Origin of the sequence: Streptomyces sp. NPDC004610 (assembly GCF_040609715.1) — a bacterium.
Taxonomy (GTDB): Bacteria; Actinomycetota; Actinomycetes; order Streptomycetales; family Streptomycetaceae; genus Streptomyces.
The window spans coordinates 212,938-231,075 of sequence record NZ_JBEXLA010000006.1 but is presented as its reverse complement, the minus strand read 5'-3'; the positions used below and the strand labels follow the sequence as shown (position 1 = coordinate 231,075).

General features: G+C 73.0%; 13 protein-coding genes. 5 read left to right on the top strand and 8 right to left on the bottom strand.

Features of this window, described 5'->3' with window-relative positions; genetic code table 11:
- The first annotated feature begins 32 nt into the window (after positions 1 to 32).
- Positions 33 to 872, top strand: a complete 840-nt coding sequence (locus tag ABZX40_RS09055) for a thioredoxin domain-containing protein (RefSeq protein ID WP_355736667.1) — start codon at positions 33 to 35, stop codon at positions 870 to 872.
- A gap of 428 nt (positions 873 to 1,300) precedes the next feature.
- Positions 1,301 to 2,980 carry an alkaline phosphatase D family protein gene (locus tag ABZX40_RS09050; protein ID WP_355736664.1) on the top strand — a complete coding sequence of 560 codons (1,680 nt, stop codon included), beginning with the start codon at positions 1,301 to 1,303 and terminating at the stop codon, positions 2,978 to 2,980.
- Positions 2,981 to 2,992: 12 nt separating this feature from the next.
- Here the strand turns inward: ABZX40_RS09050 and ABZX40_RS09045 are convergent, their stop codons facing one another.
- Positions 2,993 to 3,583 carry a dienelactone hydrolase family protein gene (locus tag ABZX40_RS09045; protein ID WP_355736662.1) on the bottom strand — a complete coding sequence of 197 codons (591 nt, stop codon included), beginning with the start codon at positions 3,581 to 3,583 and terminating at the stop codon, positions 2,993 to 2,995.
- Between the two features lie 137 nt (positions 3,584 to 3,720).
- Here ABZX40_RS09045 and ABZX40_RS09040 point away from each other — a divergent pair, with 137 nt between their 5' ends.
- A complete protein-coding gene (locus tag ABZX40_RS09040; protein WP_355736660.1) occupies positions 3,721 to 4,848 on the top strand; it encodes a mechanosensitive ion channel domain-containing protein in 1,128 nt (375 codons plus the stop codon).
- Positions 4,849 to 4,902: 54 nt separating this feature from the next.
- Here ABZX40_RS09040 and ABZX40_RS09035 read toward each other — a convergent pair whose 3' ends face one another.
- From ABZX40_RS09035 to ABZX40_RS09010, 6 genes are all read right to left on the bottom strand, one after another.
- Complete coding sequence (locus ABZX40_RS09035; protein WP_355736658.1) at positions 4,903 to 5,658, bottom strand: SDR family oxidoreductase; 756 nt, start codon at positions 5,656 to 5,658, stop codon at positions 4,903 to 4,905.
- Between the two features lie 545 nt (positions 5,659 to 6,203).
- Positions 6,204 to 7,793, bottom strand: coding sequence for a Na+/H+ antiporter (locus tag ABZX40_RS09030; RefSeq protein WP_355736655.1), 1,590 nt, complete (start codon positions 7,791 to 7,793; stop codon positions 6,204 to 6,206).
- Between the two features lie 75 nt (positions 7,794 to 7,868).
- On the bottom strand, positions 7,869 to 8,348 hold the full coding sequence (locus tag ABZX40_RS09025; RefSeq protein WP_355736652.1) for a GNAT family N-acetyltransferase: 480 nt from the start codon (positions 8,346 to 8,348) through the stop codon (positions 7,869 to 7,871).
- Positions 8,345 to 9,289 (bottom strand): RluA family pseudouridine synthase, encoded by a 945-nt coding sequence (locus ABZX40_RS09020; RefSeq protein WP_355736649.1) that lies wholly within the window; start codon positions 9,287 to 9,289, stop codon positions 8,345 to 8,347. Before ABZX40_RS09020 ends, ABZX40_RS09025 begins: the two co-directional genes overlap by 4 nt.
- Before the next feature lie 127 nt (positions 9,290 to 9,416).
- Positions 9,417 to 10,064 carry a signal peptidase II gene (gene lspA / locus ABZX40_RS09015; RefSeq protein WP_355736646.1) on the bottom strand — a complete coding sequence of 216 codons (648 nt, stop codon included), beginning with the start codon at positions 10,062 to 10,064 and terminating at the stop codon, positions 9,417 to 9,419.
- Between the two features lie 97 nt (positions 10,065 to 10,161).
- Entirely contained in the window at positions 10,162 to 11,034 is an 873-nt protein-coding gene (locus ABZX40_RS09010; RefSeq protein WP_355736643.1) for a TraR/DksA C4-type zinc finger protein, read from the bottom strand.
- On the opposite strand from ABZX40_RS09010, the gene ABZX40_RS09005 reads away from it, so the two are divergent.
- Positions 11,012 to 11,911, top strand: coding sequence for a hypothetical protein (locus ABZX40_RS09005; protein ID WP_355736641.1), 900 nt, complete (start codon positions 11,012 to 11,014; stop codon positions 11,909 to 11,911). The genes ABZX40_RS09010 and ABZX40_RS09005 overlap by 23 nt on opposite strands.
- 664 nt (positions 11,912 to 12,575) lie before the next feature.
- The gene (gene ileS / locus ABZX40_RS09000; RefSeq protein WP_355736638.1) at positions 12,576 to 15,719 is read left to right on the top strand and encodes an isoleucine--tRNA ligase; all 3,144 of its coding nucleotides are present in this window, start codon (positions 12,576 to 12,578) and stop codon (positions 15,717 to 15,719) included.
- A gap of 1,488 nt (positions 15,720 to 17,207) precedes the next feature.
- Here ileS and ABZX40_RS08995 read toward each other — a convergent pair.
- On the bottom strand, positions 17,208 to 18,138 hold a 931-nt coding region (locus tag ABZX40_RS08995), incomplete at its 5' end, for a cell division protein DivIVA (RefSeq protein ID WP_355736635.1).

Sequence of the window (18,138 nt, the reverse complement as noted above, 5' to 3'; positions counted from 1 at the left end):
ATCCGTGCGCCCCCCCACCCGGAGATTCATCCATGAGCAAGCGAAACAGCAGTGCCGCCAAGTCCGCCGCGCGTGAGCGGCTGCGCCAGGAGCGCGAGCGGGAGGCCAAGCGCGCCAAGGCCAAGCGCCAGATCACCGTGGCCGCCACCGTCGTCGGTGTGCTCGCCGCGGCCGGCGGCATAGGCTACGCCGTCGTCCAGGCGAACCAGCCCTCCCACTGGGAGGCCGCGCAGGACGAGACGGTCACCGCCCCCGCCAACACCACCGGCACCGACGGCACCTCGGTCGTCATCGGCGAGGCCGACGCGCCCAAGACCCTGAAGATCTACGAGGACCCGCGCTGCCCGGTCTGCGCCTCCTTCGAACAGACGGTCGGCCCGACCGTCGACAAGGATGTCGCCGACGGCAAGTACAAGGTCCAGTTCGTGGGCGGCACCTTCCTGGACGGCGACTCGCTCGGCGACGGCCAGGTCGGCTCCAACGGCGAGGGCTCCAAGAACGCCATGAGCGCGCTGGGCGCGGCCCTGAATGTCGGCCCGGAGGCGTTCCTGGAGTACAAGGCCGCGCTGTACTCGGCGAAGTTCCACCCGCAGGAGTCCGACGACAAGTTCGCCGACGACAGCTATCTGATCGAGATCGGCGACAGCGTCCCGGCCCTCAAGGACAACGCCACGTTCCAGAACGCGGTGAACAACGGCACGTACGACGCCTGGGCGCTGGCGATGTCCACGTCCTTCGACACCAACAAGGACGATGTGACGGGCACCCCGAGCTTCGTCATGGACGGCAAGAAGCTCACCACGGACAAGGGCAGCCAGCCGATGACGGTGGCCGACTTCAACACGGCGGTGGACGCGGCCCTCAAGGGCTGACGCCGGGGCCTGGCGGGGGCTGACGCCGGTGCACTGCCGGGGGCTGACGCTGGGCCTGCCGGGGGCTGACGCCGGGGCCCCCGCCAGGGGCTGATACCGGGGCCCGCCAGGGGCTGGACGCTGGCCCCGCCGGGGGCCGACGCCGGTGCCCTGCCAGGGGCTGACGCCGGGCCCCCGCCAGGGGCTGATACCGGGGCCCGCCAGGGGCTGACGCCGGGACCCGCCAAGGGCTGACGCCGAGGCTCCCCAGGGCCGACGCCCCGGCCCGCCCCCGGCCCGCCCAGCACCTTAAAGGCCGGACGCCGGGGGCCCGTTCGCGTAATCCCCGGCGTCCTCGGGCACAAGGGCGGGCGAATTCCCGGGAGTTCGCCCGCTTCTTCGTGCGCCGCCCTTACCACCGTCTCTACCGCTCAGTAACCTGAGCGGCCGTGACCAGTCCTCAGAGATCCTCACCAGGCGCCGCCGCCTCCGCGCCGGACGCCGACTCCCCCGCCCCGCGCCGCCGTACGGTCGTCAGGGCCGCCGCGGCCGGTGTCGCCCTGGCCGCCCCGCTCACCGCCGCGCTGCCCGCCCGCGCCGCCGCCGCGCCCGCCTTCCGGCACGGCGTGGCCTCCGGCGACCCTCTGCCCGACGGGGTCCTGCTGTGGACCCGGGTGACGCCCACCGCCGACGCCGCCCCCGGCTCCGGGCTCGGCCCGGACACCGAGGTCGCCTGGACCGTCGCCCGGGACAAGGCGTTCACCGACGTCGTCGCCCGCGGCTCGCTCGTCGCGCGGGCGGCCACCGACCACACCGTCAAGGCGGACATCCGCGGTCTGGCGCCCGCCACCGCCTACTGGTACCGCTTCTCCGCCGGGGGCACCGACTCCCCCGTCGGCCGCACCCGCACCGCTCCCGGCGCCGACGCGAGCGTGCCGGGCCTGCGCTTCGGCGTGGTCTCCTGCGCCAACTGGGAGGCCGGCCACTTCTCCGCGTACCGCCATCTCGCCGCGCGCGGCGACCTCGACGCCTGGCTGCATCTGGGCGACTACATCTACGAGTACGGCACCGGCCAGTACGGCACCCGCGGCACCACCGTCCGCCCGCACGCCCCCGCGCACGAGATCCTCGCCCTCGCCGACTACCGCACCCGCCACGGCCGCTACAAGACCGACCCCGACCTCCAGGCGCTGCACGCGGCGGCGGCCTGTGTCGCCATCTGGGACGACCACGAGATCGCCAACGACGCCTGGTCGGGCGGCGCCGAGAACCACACCGAGGGCACCGAGGGCGCCTACGCCGACCGGCAGGCCGCCGCCAAGCAGGCGTACTTCGAGTGGATGCCGGTCCGCCCGGCCGTCGCCGGGACCACCTACCGCGCGCTGCGCTTCGGCAGGCTCGCCGATCTCGCCCTGCTGGATCTGCGCTCCTTCCGCTCGCAGCAGGCCGCGCTCGGCGACGGACAGGTCGACGACCCCGACCGCACCCTGACCGGCCGCGCCCAGCTCGACTGGCTCAAGGGCCGGCTGGCGTCGGCCGACACCACCTGGCGGCTGGTCGGCAACTCGGTGATGATCGCCCCGTTCGCGATCGGCTCGCTCGCCGCCGAGCTGCTCAAGCCGCTCGCCGAGCTGCTCGGGCTGCCCCAGGAGGGGCTGGCGATCAACACCGACCAGTGGGACGGGTACACCGACGACCGGCGTGAACTGCTGGGCCATCTGCGGGGCAACGCCATCCGCAACACCGTCTTCCTCACCGGCGACATCCATATGGCCTGGGCCAACGACGTCCCCGTGAACGCCGGGACCTATCCGCTGTCCGCCTCCGCCGCCACCGAGTTCGTGGTCACCTCGGTCACCTCGGACAACCTCGACGATCTGGTGAACGTCCCCGAGGGCACGGTCTCCGCGCTGGCCGCGCCGGTGATCCGGGCCGCCAACCGGCATGTCCACTGGGTCGACACCGACCGCCACGGCTTCGGGGTCCTCGACCTCACGGCCGAGCGGGCGCAGATGGACTTCTACACCCTCTCCGACCGCACCCGCCCCGACGCCACCGCCACCTGGCAGCGCTCGTACCGGACCCGGAGCGGCACGCAGCGGGTGGAGCGGGCGTACGACCCGGTGTAGCGGGGAGCCGCGTCAGCCGTTGCCGTGAGCCTGCGCGAGGGAGTCCAGGAAGCCGAGCGCCACCCGCCAGGTGGCCTCGGCGGCCTCCCGGTCGTAGTCCGGCAGATCGGGGTCGGTGTAGAGATGGCCCGCGCCCGCGTAGCGGTACACCTCCACATCCGCGCCCGCTCTGCCCATCTGGAGGTACCAGGCGCTCAGCCAGTCGTCCGTCTCGAACGGGTCCGGCTCGGCGACATGCAGTTGCACCGGCAGCTCGTCCACCGACGCGTTCGGCGCGAGGTCCGAGGTGCCGTGCAGGAGCAGCAGCCCGCGCGCGTGCTCGTCACCGAGGGCCAGCGTCTGGGCGAGGGAGGCGCCGAGCGAGAACCCGGCGTAGACCAGTCCGCGCCCGGAGTGCGGCGCGGCGGCCAGCACCGCCCGTCTGATCAGCTCGTCCTTGCCGAGGGCGTCCTTGGCCGCCCGGCCCTCCTCGACCGTGTCGAACGTCCGGCCCTCGAACAGGTCGGGCGTGAAGACCTCATGACCGGCGGCGCGCAGCCGCTCGGCCGCGTCCCGCACCGCCGGCCGCAGTCCGTAGGTCGAGTGAAAGAGCACGATGTCCATGCCCCCATCGTGCCAGCCGCCACTGACACCACCGGCCCGCCGCCCGCTCCCCGCCACTGACACCACCGGTCCGCCGCCCGCTACCCGCCGCGGACTCATAGGTTCACGACCCCCGATCCGCGGTTACGTTCACTGACATGGAAAATCTGCTCCGCCCCCTGATCGTGATCGGTGGCTCGGTGCTGCTGACCCTGGTCATCGGCTGGGCCACCGACCTCGTCCTGCGCAAGGCCGACGAACGGCACGGCGGCACGTCCCTGTGGGGCGGGCTGCGCCGCGCCCGGGTGCCGTACCAGCTGGTGCTGTGCGCCGCCCTGCTCAGAGGCTCCTACGACCAGGCCCGGCTGCTGACCGAGTTCCGCGAGGGCATCGGGCGGCTGCTGACGCTGCTGCTGATCGGGTCGACCGCCTGGCTGGCGGTACGGATCGCGGCGGCGGTGGTCGGGGCGTCGTACTCCCGCTACGCCAGCAGCAACTCCGAACGGGATCCGGCGCGGGTGCGCCGGGTGCGCACCCAGGTGACGCTGATCATGCGGGTGGTGGCGGCGATCGTCGGGGTGGTGGCGGTGGCGGCGATGCTGCTGACGTTCCCGGCGATGCGCGCGGCCGGTGCCTCGCTGCTGGCGTCGGCCGGCATCCTCGGCATCGTCGCCGGGGTGGCCGCGCAGTCCACGCTGAGCAATCTCTTCGCCGGGTTCCAGATCGCGTTCGGCGACATGGTCAGAATGGGCGACACGGTGGTGGTGGACGGCGAGTGGGGCGTGGTCGAGGAGATCACCCTGACCTTCCTCACCGTACGGACCTGGGACGAGCGCCGGATCACCATGCCGGTGTCGTACTTCACGTCCAAGCCGTTCGAGAACTGGTCGCGCGGCACCCCGCAGATGACCGGCACGGTCCTCTGGCAGCTCGACCACTCGGCGCCGACGGCGCTGATGCGCGAGCGGCTGCGGGACATCCTGCGCGCGTGCCCGGCGTGGGACGGCCGCTCCGTCGATCTCTCGGTCACCGACTCCACCCCGAACACCATGGAGGTGCGGGCCCTGGTGACGGCCAAGGACGCCGACGACATCTGGACGGTACGGGTGACCGTGCGCGAGCAGATGCTCGACTGGCTGGTCCGGGAGCATCCTTACGCGCTGCCCCGGGTCAACACCGCGGAGGCCGTCCCGGCGCCGGGGGTGAACGGTGAGCGGCGTCCCTCCGGGGGCGCCCCCGGTCCACGCCGCGCGGTGGAGCCGCACCGGCCGCCGGAACGCGGCTGAGGGGGTCTCTCCAGGACGGCGGTCTCAGTGACGGCGGTGTCGGTGACGGCGGTCTCAGTGGCCGCGTTCCGCTCCCCCGTTGACCTGCACGATCTGGGAGGTGATGTGCCCGGCGCGCGGGGAGGCGAGCCAGTGCAAGGTGGCGGCGACATCGCCGGGCATACCGGTCCGCCCGGTCAGGGCCTCGGCACGGGCCCGCTCCCGCCGCCGCTCGTCCTCCTCGCCGGTGCCGGTGCCGGTGCCGAAGAAGTCGGTGTCCTCGATGTACCCCGGCGCGACCACGTTCACGGTCACCCCGCGCGGCCCCAGTTGCCGGGCCAGCCGGTGGGCGTAGGGGTGCAGGGCCGCCTTGGCCGCCGCGTAGGCCACGACGCCGGTGCCCCGGTACGCGGCGATCGAGCTGAGGAACAGCACCCGGCCGCCCGGCTCGGCGAGCCGGTCCCTGAGCGCCTCGGTGAGCAGGGCGGCGCTCAGCGTGTTGCTCCGGAAGGTGAGGTTCCAGGAGTGGGCGACGGCGTCGAGGGGGTCGTCACCGGGGGCGGGCGGCTCCAGCAGCCCGTTGCCGCCCGCGCTGTGGATCAGCACATCCACGGTGCCCAGTTCCCGCGCCACGAACGCCGCCACCGCGCGCACCTCGGCCGGCTCGGCGAGATCCGCCGCGAAGGTCAGCGCCCCCGGCACCCCGGCCCGCTCCAGCACCTCGGCCCGCCGGCCGAGCAGCAGCACCTGATCCCCGTCCGCGGCGAACAACCGCGCCGCCGCGAGCCCGATCCCGGTACCACCACCGCTGATGACGACGTTACGAGGCATGATCACAGCGTACGACGCGGGGGGCTCGCGGGGCGGGGTTCCTCGCGAGGGGGGCTTCGACGGCCGCCTCGCGCTGGGCGCCGGTCGACTTGAACCCCGGATTGGCCCACAGGTGCGGGGCGCCGCATCGGCCGGTCAGCGCAGGCGAGCCCCTGCCCCGCGCGCGAGGCACTCGACAGCCGACTCACCACCCACCGGACCCGAACCGGCCGCTCGGCGCGTCCTCCGGACCGGTCGGCCCGACCGCAGGTCAGCCACAGCATCCGGACCAACCGGTCAGCACCCGCTGGCCCGGACCCCGCGCGGGACCTCGACAACCGTCTCACCAGACCCCGGACCCCGGACCCCGACCCGTACCGACCAGCCAGACGCAGGCCGCAGCCTCCCGACCAGCCAGAGCCAGCCCCCCCATCCACACCCCGGACCAACCGGCCAGGCACCCGCCCCGGACCAGCCCTCCCTCCCTCCCTCCCGACAACCAACCAGCCCGCCCGCCCCTCCCTCCAACCAACCAACCAACCCACCACACCCCCCACACCCCCAAGTCACCGCAAGCTCCTGACATCCAGCTGCCGCAGCACCCGGTCCACCACCCCCGGGTCCGCGCCCGGCTCGCCGCGGGCCGCCAGGACCTCGTGGCGGGCCGCGCTCAGCATCTCGCGTTCGATCCGGCGCAGGCGGCGGACCCGCTGGGCGCGCTGCTCGTGGCCCTCGCGCCGTTCCTCCTCGCCGAGCTGAGGGTCGATCCGGATCCCGATCTCATAGGCGCGGCGGAGCATCCGCTCGCTCATCTCATCCGGCAGTTGTTCGACGTCCTCGATCTCCCTGAGGCGGCGCCGGGCGGCGCCCGCGGCGCGGCGGGCCAGGGACCGTTCGAACTCCTTCTCCCGCTCGCTGTCGGCCCGTACCCCGAGCCGTTTCACCAGCCAGGGCAGGGTCAGGCCCTGCACCACCAGGGTCGCCATGATCACCCCGAACGCGATGAACACGATCTCGTCGCGGTCGGGAAAAGGGGCGCCGTCCTCCGTGGTCAGCGGGATGGCGAGGGCCAGCGCGACCGAGGCGACCCCGCGCATCCCGGACCACCACATGACGACCGTCTCCCGCCAGGTGGTCGGGATCTCCTCGTCGTCGTGGTCGCGCCGGGCATGCAGCCGCTGGGTCACCCAGGTCGCGGGGAGCAGCCACAGCAGCCGGACGAGGATGACGACGCCGACGATCGCCCCCGACCACAGCAGCAGCTCACCCCACCGGCCGGAGGCGGTCCGCACGGCGTTGTGCAGTTCGAGGCCGATCAGCCCGAAGGCGACGCCGGTGACCAGGGTGTCGACGATGTCCCAGAAGGTGGATCCGGCGAGCCGGGTCATCACATCGTCGGCGTCGGTGGCGTAGTCGGTGAGGTAGAGCGCGGTGACCAGGACGGCGAGGACACCGGAGCCGTGCAGTTCCTCGGCGGCGACATAGGAGGCGAACGGCACCAGCAGGGTCAGGCCGATCTGGAGGGTGGGGTCGCCCAGCAGGTCCGCCAGCTTGTTGGCGCACCAGCCGAGCGCCAGCCCGACGACCAGCGCGACCACGGCGGACAGCACCAGGTCCAGCCCCGCCCGCCAGGGCGAAAAGGTGCCGCTGACGGCGGCGGCGATGGCCACGTGGTAGAGCACGATCGCGGTGACATCGTTGAACAGCCCCTCGCCCTCCAGGATGGAGACCAGCCGGCGGGGCAGTCCGAGCTGTCCGGCGACGGCGGTCGCGGCCACCGGGTCGGGCGGGGCGACCAGCGCGCCCAACGCCACCGCCGCCGCGACCCCGAGGCCCGGCACGATCGCGTTGGCCACCAGGGCGACGCACAGCGTGGTGACGAACACCAGCGCCACGGCCAGCAGCAGAATGGGCCGCAGATTCGCCGCGAACTGCCGCCAGGAGGTCCGCCGTACGGCCGCGTAGAGCAGGGGCGGCAGCAGCAGCGGCAGGATCAGCTCCGGCGGGATGCCGACATTCGGTACGAAGTCCAGCAGCGCCAGGACGATCCCCAGGAGGGTCATCAGCACCGGCGCCGGCAGCCCCAGCCGGTCCCCGACCGGGACGCTCAGTACGGCCCCGACCAGCAGCACGAACAGCAGGGCCAGTTGATCCACGGTCGGCGCTCCGGGTGATCGACGGGGGTACGGCAGCTCCCAAGACTGCCACGCGGAGCCCCGCCGGCCACGGGCCTACAGGGCGCGCCGCATGGCCCGGTGAGGTATCCCCGCGTCGGGGAACTCCGGGCCGTACGCCTCGTATCCGAGCCGCTCGTAGAAGCCCAGGGCGTGGGTCTGGGCGTGCAGGTCGACGGCGGTGAGGCCCCGCGCGCGGGCGGCGTCCTCGATGGCCCGGACCAGTCCGGCGCCGACGCCGAGTCCGCGGGCCGCCTTCAGCACGGCGAGCCGACCGAGCGCGCCCACGGCCGGGTCGCCACCGGTCCGGCCGAGCGCCGCGGCACCGTACAGCAGCCGCCCGGTGCCCAGCGGCGCGCCGTCATCCGCGCGCACGGCCAGCACCTGCACCGCCTCCGCGCCCTCCCGGTCATGGGCGTCGTACTCGATGTCCTCGGGGACGCCCTGTTCGGCGACGAAGACCTCCTTGCGCAGGGCGAAGCACAGCTCCCGGTCGGCCGGACTCCCGGCGACCCGGACCGTGAACCCGGCGCTCACCCGTAGGTCTCCGCGCGGACCAGGTCCAGGGCCTGCTGAAGATCCTCGGGGTACTCGCAGGAGAACTCCACCCACTGGCCGTCGCCGGGGTGCTCGAACCCGAGGCGTACGGCGTGCAGCCACTGGCGGGTCAGGCGCAGCCGCTTGGCGAGTGTGGGATCGGCGCCATAGGTGAGGTCGCCGACGCAGGGGTGGCGGTGGGCGGCCATATGGACCCGGATCTGATGGGTGCGGCCGGTCTCCAGCTTCACATCCAGCAGGGAGGCGGCGCGGAACGCCTCGATCAGGTCGTAGTGCGTGACGGAGGGCTTGCCGTCGGCGGTGACGGCCCACTTGTAGTCGTGCTGCGGGTGGCGGCCGATGGGGGCGTCGATGGTGCCGCTCGTCGGGTCGGGGTGGCCCTGGACGAGGGTGTGGTAGCGCTTGTCGACCGTGCGCTCCTTGAACTGGCGCTTGAGCGAGGTGTAGGCGCGCTCCGACTTGGCGACCGTCATCAGCCCCGACGTCCCCACGTCGAGCCGGTGCACGATGCCCTGGCGCTCGGCGGCGCCCGAGGTGGAGATCCGGTACCCGGCGGCGGCCAGCCCGCCGATCACGGTCGGCCCGCTCCAGCCGGGGCTGGGGTGCGCGGCGACCCCGACCGGCTTGACGATGACCACCACATCGTCGTCGTCATGGACGATCTCCATGCCCTCGACCGGCTCGGCGACCACCTGCACGGGGGCGGGCGCCTGCGGCATCTCGACCTCCAGCCAGGCCCCGCCGTGCACCCGCTCGGACTTGCCGACCACCGAGCCGTCCACCGCGACCTTGCCCGCGGCGGCCAGCTCCGCGGCCTTGGTGCGGGAGAAGCCGAACATGCGGGAGATGGCGGCGTCGACACGCTCGCCCTCCAGGCCGTCGGGCACGGGCAGGGTGCGGATCTCGGGAAGGGTGCTCACCCGTCGAGTATGCCGGACGGGTCCGACAGCGCCGTACGCGTGCCCGAACGGCGCCGGTCGCCGGGGGGCAGGCGTCGGGGTCTCGGGGTCAGTCCTTGGGGTCAGTCCTTGGGGTCAGTCCTTGGGGTCAGTCCTTGTGGACGGTGCCGTCGGGGTCGAGGCCGCGGAAGGAGAGCAGCACGATCAGGATGCCGCCGCAGACGATCGCCGAGTCGGCGAGATTGAACACCGCGAAGTGCTTGGGCGCGATGAAGTCCACGACCGCGCCCTCCAGGAAGCCCGGCGAGCGGAAGACCCGGTCGGTGAGATTGCCCAGCGCACCGCCGAGCAGCAGCCCCAGCGCGATGGCCCAGGGCAGGCTGTAGAGCTTGCGGGCGAGCCGCGCGATGACGACGATCACGGAGGCCGCGATCACCGTGAAGATGATCGTGAACGCCTGCCCGAAGCCGAAGGCGGCACCCGGGTTGCGGATGGCGTCGAAGCGCAGCCAATCGCCGATGACGTCGATCGCCGGGTTGTGCTCCAGCTTCGCCACCACGATGAGCTTGGTGATCAGATCGAAGGCGTACGCGACCCCGGCGACGGCGAACAGCACGGCGATCCGCCGCTTCCCGCGCGCGGGCGCGGGCGCGCTGCCGCTGTCCGGTCCGGTGCCCTCGTCCGGGGTGTGTACCGGTTCGGCGGCGGCCTGATCGCCGGGCCGCTCCTGGTCGGCCCCGGGCCCTGCCGCGTCCGGGGTGTCCGGCGTACCGATGATGCGCTCCGCCTCTGCCACGTGAGTCCCTCAACCTAGGTGCCTGCTGAGCACGAGGGTACGACACACCCCATAAGGACCCGGTGCTCAGGAGGGCCCCCGGGGCCGCGCGGGGCGCTCAGTAGCGGCGCTCCTGCTTCTGCTTGCACTCCACGCACAGGGTGGCCCGCGGAAACGCCTGCATCCGGGCCTTGCCGATCGGCTTGCCGCAGTTCTCGCACAGGCCGTACGTACCGGCGTCCAGGCGCTGGAGCGCCCGCTCGGTCTGGAGCAGCATCTCGCGCGCGTTGGCGGCGAGCGCCAGTTCGTGCTCGCGGGTGATGTTCTTGGTGCCGGTGTCGGCCTGGTCGTCGCCGGCGCCGTCGCCGGAGTCCCGCATCAGGCCGACCAGGGAGCGCTCGGTCGAGGAGATCTCGGACCGCAGCCGCTCCATCTCGGTGATCAGCTCGGTACGGGCCTCGGCGACCTCTTCCGGGGTCCAGGGGTCCTCCCCCGGCCGTACGGCCAGCTCACCGGGCTCGGCGGCGGGCCGCGCCTTGGGGACGGCGGTCGTGGCCGCCGTCGCCGCACCAGGGGTCTTCTTGGCAACCACCGTCTTGGCTCCCGTCTGCTCCGCGGCCTCGGCCGCATCCACGCTCTTCGCGGTACTCGTACGCCCGACAACTCCGCCGGGTTCCTGCCGCCCGGCCGCGCTGCCAGCCTCGCCGGGGTCCTGCCGCCCGGCGGCCTCGCCGGGGTCCTGCCGCCCGGCGGCCTCGCCGGGTTCCTGCTGCCCGGCGGCCTCGCTGGCCTCGCCGGGTACGTGCTGCCCGGCGGCATTGCCAGCCTTACCGGGTTCCTGCTGCCCGGCTGGCTCGCCGGCCTCGCCGGGTCCCTGCCGCCCGGCTGCCGCACCGGCGCCGGAGTCTTCCCTGCCCGACACCCGCGGGGCGGGGGCCTTGGGCGTCTTCTTCTTGGGGGTTGCCTTCTTGGCCGCCGTCGTCTTGGTCACTGTCTTCTTGGCCGGGGGTTTTCTGGCCGGGGGCCGCTTGACGTCCGTCTCCTCGACCGGGGATTTCCCAGCGGGGGGCCGCTTCACCTCGGTTTTTTCCCCGACCTCGGGCGGCTTTGCCGGGGCCTTCTTGGCCGCCGTCTTCTTCGCCGGACTCTTGGACGAAGGTTTCTCGACCGAGGATTTCTTGACCGCGGTCCTTTTGGCCGGGGCTTTCCTGACCGGTGATTTCCCGGCGGGGGGTTTCCCGGCTGGGACTTTCCTGACCGGCGCCTTTCCGCCTGGGGGCGCCTCGGCCGAGGTCTCCCCTGCCGCGCTCTTCTCGGCCCGAGGTCTCTTGGCCGGGACGTTCTTGGCCGGGGCCCTTTCGGCAGGGACCTTCCTGGCCGGAGCCTTCCTGGCAGGGGCCTTCTTCGCCGCCCCCTTGGCCGTGGCCTTCTCGGCGGATGCTTTCCCAACGGGCGTCTTCTCAGCCGCAGCTTTCTTCGTCGCAGATTTCCTCGCCGCGGCTTTCTTCACCACGGCCTCCGCCGCAGCGGCTTTCGTCACCGCCGTGGCTTTCTTCACCGCAGTCTTCTTCACTGCCGCTTTCTTCCTCACCTCCTCCTTCCTCGTCTCCTCCTTCGCCACCTCCTTCTTCCCTGCCTCTTTCTTCCCCGCCGCCTTCTTCCCCACCGCCCCCTCCACCGGAACCCCCCTCACCGGCGATCCCGCCCCACCCCCACCTCCAGCCACGTCAGCCCCAGCCCCCGGCCCACCCCCGGTCCCACCCCCACGCACGCGCCCGCCCGCACCGGCGTTCCCGCCGGTAACCGACCCCCGTACGGCGGTCTTCTTCGCCACCATGGACGCGACCCCTTCCCATACGGTGATCTAGCTCGCGAATCGTGCTGGGACGATAAATCGACTTGAGTCGCGCGGCAACGGGGCACGCCGCCCCGGCCGCCCGCCCCGGCACCGCCACGCGGCGGGCATGCATCCGTTGTGCCCAGCTCCCCGCCGTGCGAATCCGCCCCGGGACATCATCCGACACAAGTCATCACACCAGGCCATTCGTGTCACACCGCCCCCATCGAGACCGGCCCCCGGCCACCCCGGTCCACCCCTCCCCCGGGCCGCCCCCAGCCCACCCCACCCCCACCCCAAATCCGGTCGTCCCCTCTCCGCCCGGCGCCGTACACTGAGCGGAGCGAAAGGCGTGGATGGGGACGAGTAGCGGCGTACGCAGCCCAGAGCGACCCGGGGACGGTGGAAGCCCGGGGGCGAGCGCGACGCGAAGATCACCCCGGAGCCGCCGGAAGAAAGCCGCGCTGAGCCTCGTAGGGCCCTCGCCGTGGTGAGTAGAACCGGATCGCGACCCCAATGAGGGGGCTCCCCGGAGCACGTACCGCGCGGCGCGCGCGGGCACCGCACCGGAGGGCCAAGGAGGGTGGTACCGCGGGAGCGCGCCGCAGCCGGCGCGACGGCGGGTCCGACACAGGACCGGTCCGGCTCTCGTCCCTCCGACGGAAGGCAGAAAGTCCGTTGGAGGATCCCCGCAGATGACAGCGCCGACGTACCGCCAGGTACCCGCTCAGGTGGACCTGCCCGCCCTGGAGCACGCCGTGCTCGACTTCTGGCGCGAGCAGAAGATCTTCGCCAAGAGCCTGGAGCGGTCCGAGGGCCGCCCCGAATGGGTGTTCTACGAGGGCCCCCCCACCGCCAACGGCATGCCCGGCGCCCACCACATCGAGGCCCGGGTCTTCAAGGACGTCTTCCCCCGCTTCCGCACCATGCGCGGCTACCACGTGGCCCGCAAGGCCGGCTGGGACTGCCACGGCCTCCCGGTCGAGCTGGCCGTGGAGAAGGAGCTGGGCTTCTCCGGCAAGAAGGACATCGAGGCGTACGGCATCGCCGAGTTCAACGCCCGCTGCCGTGCCTCCGTGCTGCGCCACACCGACGCCTTCGCCGACCTCACGACCCGCATGGGCTACTGGGTCGACCTGGACGAGGCGTACGTGACCATGGAGCCGGAGTACATCGACTCCGTGTGGTGGTCGCTGAAGGAGATCTTCGGCAAGGGCCTGCTGGTCCAGGACCACCGCGTCGCCCCCTGGTGCCCCCGCTGCGGCACGGGCCTGTCGGACCACGAGCTGGCCCAGGGCTACGAGACGGTCGTGGACCCGTCGGTCTTCGTCCGCTTCCCGCTGACCTCCGGCCCGCTGGCCGGCGAGGCCGCCCTGCTGATCTGGACGACCACCCCATGGACCCTGGTGTCCAACACCGCCGTGGCCGCCCACCCCGGGGTCACCTATGTGGTCGCGACCAATGGCGAGGAGAAGCTGGTCGTCGCCGAACCCCTGGTCGAGAAGGCGCTCGGCGAGGGCTGGGAGCCGACCGGGCAGCGCTTCACCGGCGCCGAGATGGAGCGCTGGACGTACCGGCGCCCCTTCGAGCTGATCGAGTTCCCGGCGGGCACCGAGGCCCACTTCGTGGTGAACGCGGACTACGTGACGACGGAGGACGGCACGGGTCTGGTCCACCAGTCGCCCGCCTTCGGTGAGGACGACCTCAAGGTCTGCCGCGCCTACGGCCTGCCGGTGGTGAACCCGGTCCGCCCGGACGGCACCTTCGAGGAGGGCGTCCCCCTGGTCGGCGGTGTCTTCTTCAAGAAGGCCGACGAACGGCTCACCGAGGACCTGGGCGCCCGCGGCCTGCTCTTCCGCCATGTCCCCTACGAGCACAGCTACCCGCACTGCTGGCGCTGCCACACCGCGCTGCTCTACTACGCGCAGCCGTCCTGGTACATCCGGACGACGGCCGTCAAGGACCGCCTCCTGGAGGAGAACGAGCGGACGAACTGGTTCCCGGACACGGTCAAGAACGGCCGCTACGGCGACTGGCTGAACAACAACATCGACTGGGCGCTCTCCCGCAACCGCTACTGGGGCACCCCGCTGCCCATCTGGCGCTGCGAGGAGGGGCACACGACCTGCGTCGGCTCCCGCGCGGAGCTGTCCGAACTGACCGGCACCGACCAGTCGGACCTGGACCCGCACCGCCCGTTCATCGACGAGGTCACCTTCCCCTGCCCGCAGTGCGAGCAGCCCGCCACCCGCGTACCGGAGGTGATCGACGCCTGGTACGACTCGGGCTCGATGCCGTTCGCGCAGTGGGGCTACCCGTACAAGAACAAGGAGCTGTTCGAGAGCCGTTACCCGGCGCAGTTCATCTCCGAGGCCATCGACCAGACCCGCGGCTGGTTCTACACGCTGATGGCGGTCGGCACCCTGGTCTTCGACAAGTCGTCGTACGAGAACGTGGTCTGTCTCGGCCACATCCTCGCCGAGGACGGCCGCAAGATGTCCAAGCACCTGGGCAACATCCTGGAGCCGATCCCGCTGATGGACCAGCACGGCGCGGACGCGGTCCGCTGGTTCATGGCGGCCGGCGGCTCCCCCTGGGCGGCCCGCCGGGTCGGCCACGGCACGATCCAGGAGGTGGTCCGCAAGACCCTGCTGACCTACTGGAACACGGTCGCCTTCCAGGCCCTGTACGCGCGCACCTCCGGCTGGGCCCCGTCCCCCGCCGACCCGGCCCCGGCCGACCGCTCCCTGATCGACCGCTGGCTCCTCTCCGAACTCCACGCCCTCACCGACCAGGTCACCCAGTCCCTGGAGGCGTACGACACCCAGCGCGCCGGCAAGCTGCTCTCCGCGTTCGTCGACGATCTGTCGAACTGGTACGTACGCCGCTCCCGGCGCCGGTTCTGGCAGGGCGACAAGGCGGCGCTGCGCACCCTGCACGAGGTGGTGGAGACGGTCACGAAGCTGATGGCCCCGCTGACCCCGTTCATCACCGAGCGGGTCTGGCAGGACCTGATCGTGCCGGTCACCCCTGAAGCCCCGGAGTCGGTGCATCTGGCGTCCTGGCCGGAGCCGGAGCTGACCGCCATCGACCCGGAGCTGTCCCGGCAGATGGTGCTGGTCCGCCGGCTGGTGGAGCTGGGCCGGGCCACGCGCGCGGAGTCCGGCGTCAAGACGCGCCAGCCGCTGCGGCGGGCGCTGGTCGCGGCGACCGGCTTCGACGCGCTGGACCGCGAGCTGCACGCGCAGATCACGGAGGAGCTGAACGTCGAGTCGCTGGCGTCGCTGTCCGAGGTGGGCGGCAGCCTGGTCGACACCACGGCCAAGGCCAACTTCCGGGCGCTGGGCAAGCGGTTCGGCAAGCGGGTGCAGGAGGTCGCGAAGGCCGTCGCCGACGCGGACGCGGCGGCGCTGTCGCTGGCCCTGCGGGAGGGCACGGCGTCGGTGGAGGTCGACGGCGAGACCATCGCCCTCGCCCCGGACGAGGTGATCATCACGGAGACGCCGCGTGAGGGCTGGTCGGTGGCGTCCGACTCCGGTGCGACGGTCGCGCTCGATCTGGAGATCACGGCGGAGCTGCGGCAGGCCGGGCTCGCCCGGGACGCGATCCGGCTGATCCAGGAGGCCCGGAAGAACAGCGGGCTGGATGTCGCCGACCGGATCGCCCTGCGCTGGGTGGCGACGGACCCGGGGACGATCGCGGCACTGAGCGAACACGCCGGTCTGATCGCGGACGAGGTCCTGGCGACCGACTTCGCCCAGGGCGAGGCCGACGACACCTTCGGAGCCGCGTTCACCGACGAGGGCCTGTCGCTCAGCTTCCGCCTGCGGAAGGCGTAGCGCCCCGGCCCGGCCACACGGGCCCGCGCGGCCGGGCCGCACCACGCCGCTGCTCCGCGGCGCGGGCCGGGCAACCCGGTCACGCCACCCGGCACGGGCCGGAGCAACCCTGCCCGCCGTGCGGGCCCGAACGGCTCGGTCACGCGACGCGGGTGCGAGTTGTTCGGGCCCGCGCGGACGCCGGTACCCCGACCCTGCCGCGCGAGCGCGACCCCTACGGTCCCGCCCGCACGGCTGCGACCAACCCGATCCCGGCGGATGGGGTGCGACCAGCCCGGTCCCGCCCACGCCGGGGCAACCAGCCCGGTGCCGGCGCGCGGGCCGAACAGCCCGGTCCCGCGCGCGGGCGCTAGCAGGCCGATCCCGCCGCGCGAGCCCGAGCAACTCGATCCCGCCCACGCCGACGCAACCAGCCCGGTCCCGGCGCGCGGGCGCCAGCAGCCCGGTCCCGGCGCGCGGGCGCCAGCAGCCCGGTCACACCGCGCGCCCGAGCAACTCGGTCGCGCCACGCGAGTGCGAGCAACCCAGCCCCGCCAGCCCGTGCGCCAACACCCCTGCCCCGCCCTCGCTGGTGCGACCAGCCCGATCCCGCCGCACAAGCCGAGCAGCCCGGTCCCGCCTGCGCGAGTGCGAGCAGCGCGGCCCCACCTGCGCGGACGCCAACACCCCTGCCTCGCCGCGCGGGCGCGCCCCCTCCGCCCTCGCCCGCGCGGCTGCGACCAACCCGATCCCGGCGCATGGGTGCGACCAGCCCGGTCCGCCCACGCCGGGGCAACCAGTCCGTTCCCGGCGCACGAGCCGAACAACCCGGTCCCGCGCGCGGGCGCCAACAGCCCAGTCCCGGCGCGCGCCTGAGCAACTCGGTCCCGCCACGCGAGTGCGAGCAACCCAGCCCCGCCAGCGCGTGCGCCAGCACCCCTGCCCCGCCCGCGCGGGTGCGACCAGCCCGATCCCGCCGCACAAGTCGAACAGCCCAGTCCCGGCGCGCGGGCGCCAACAGCCCGGTCCCGCCACGCGAGTGCGAGCAACCCGACCCCGCCAGCCCGTGCGCCAGCACCCTTGTCGCGTCCGCGCGTGCTCCAACACCCCTGCTCCGCCGCGCGGGCCCGTCCCCTCCGGTCCCACCCGCACAGCTGCGACCAGCCCGATCCCGGCACCTGGGTGCAACCAGCCCGTTCCTCTCACACGCACCCAAGCAGCCCGAGGCGCCGCCGGGTAGCCGCAGAGCCGCAGGCCCCGCCGCACAGGCACCGACAGCCCGCTCCCGCCCGCACCCACACGGACGCGAGCCGCCCCCACCCACGCACCACCCCCACCGACCCCGGCAACCACAACCAGCGCAACCAGCGCAACCAGCAACCAGCAACCAGCAACCAAAAAGTGAGCCCCGTTCAGCAACGCGCATAAAAGGGGCGGGCCCCGGATCGGAATCCGGGGCCCGCCCCTACTGCTGAACGCTGCCGACGGCTACGCCGTACTACGCCCGCCTCAGTTGTCGTCCTCGTCGATCAGGAACCCGCGCATCGGCGACGGGGCCTGGCCCATCGGGGACGGGGCCTGCGGGCGGACCGGAGCCATCGGCTGGGTCATCGCCGGGGACATCTGCTGCTGGCCGCCGTAGGAGGGAGCGGCCGGGCTCGGCGCGCCACCCATCGGGCCGCCCATCGACGGGTTGCCGCCGTAGGACGGGGCGCTCGCGCCGGCCGGGGCCATGGAGGGCGCCGGGGACGGCGGCAGCGAGGCGGTCGCCGGGTTGCGCGGCGGGGCGAGCGAGTCGTCGGCCTGGGTCTCCAGCTGGCGCAGCTGCGACTCCAGGTAGGACTTCAGCCGCGTACGGTACTCGCGCTCGAAGCCGCGCAGGTCCTCGACCTTGCGCTCCAGGGTGGCGCGGGCGGACTCCAGGGAGCCCATCGCGACCCGGTGCTTCTCCTGCGCGTCCCGCTCCAGGGCGTCGGCCTTGGCACGGGCGTCCCGCTCCAGGCCCTCGGCGCGCGAACGGGCCTCTCCGACGATCTTGTTGGCCTCAGAGCGGGCCTCGGCGATCGCCTGGTCGGCGGTCTGCTGGGCCAGCGAGAGGACACGGGCGGCGCTGTCGCCACCGGGGCCCTGACCGGGCATCCCGGGGCCGCCCATCGGGCCGCCCATGGAACCGGGGCCCATCTGGCCCTGCATCGGTCCCTGTCCCATCGGACCCTGACCCATCGGACCCGGGCCCATCTGGCCGGGACCCTGCGGGCCCTGTCCGCCGGGACCGGCGGGCAGTTGCGGGGCACCGCTCGGCAGCTGGGGCGGGCCACCCATGGGGCCACCCATCTGCTGCTGCGGCGGGCCCGATATGCCGGCGGGCACCGGAGCACCGGGTCCTCGCATGCCCTGCTGGGGCATCCCCTGCTGCTGCATCCCGCCCTGCTGCGGCATC

Bases quoted from the DNA above. Each gene is read 5' to 3' on its own strand.
- ABZX40_RS09055 (WP_355736667.1), top strand. From the start codon at position 33: ATGAGCAAGCGAAACAGCAGTGCCGCCAAGTCCGCCGCGCGTGAGCGG.
- ABZX40_RS09045 (WP_355736662.1), bottom strand. From the start codon at position 3,583: ATGGACATCGTGCTCTTTCACTCGACCTACGGACTGCGGCCGGCGGTG.
- ABZX40_RS09040 (WP_355736660.1), top strand. From the start codon at position 3,721: ATGGAAAATCTGCTCCGCCCCCTGATCGTGATCGGTGGCTCGGTGCTG.
- ABZX40_RS09035 (WP_355736658.1), bottom strand. From the start codon at position 5,658: ATGCCTCGTAACGTCGTCATCAGCGGTGGTGGTACCGGGATCGGGCTC.
- ileS (WP_355736638.1), top strand. From the start codon at position 12,576: ATGACAGCGCCGACGTACCGCCAGGTACCCGCTCAGGTGGACCTGCCC.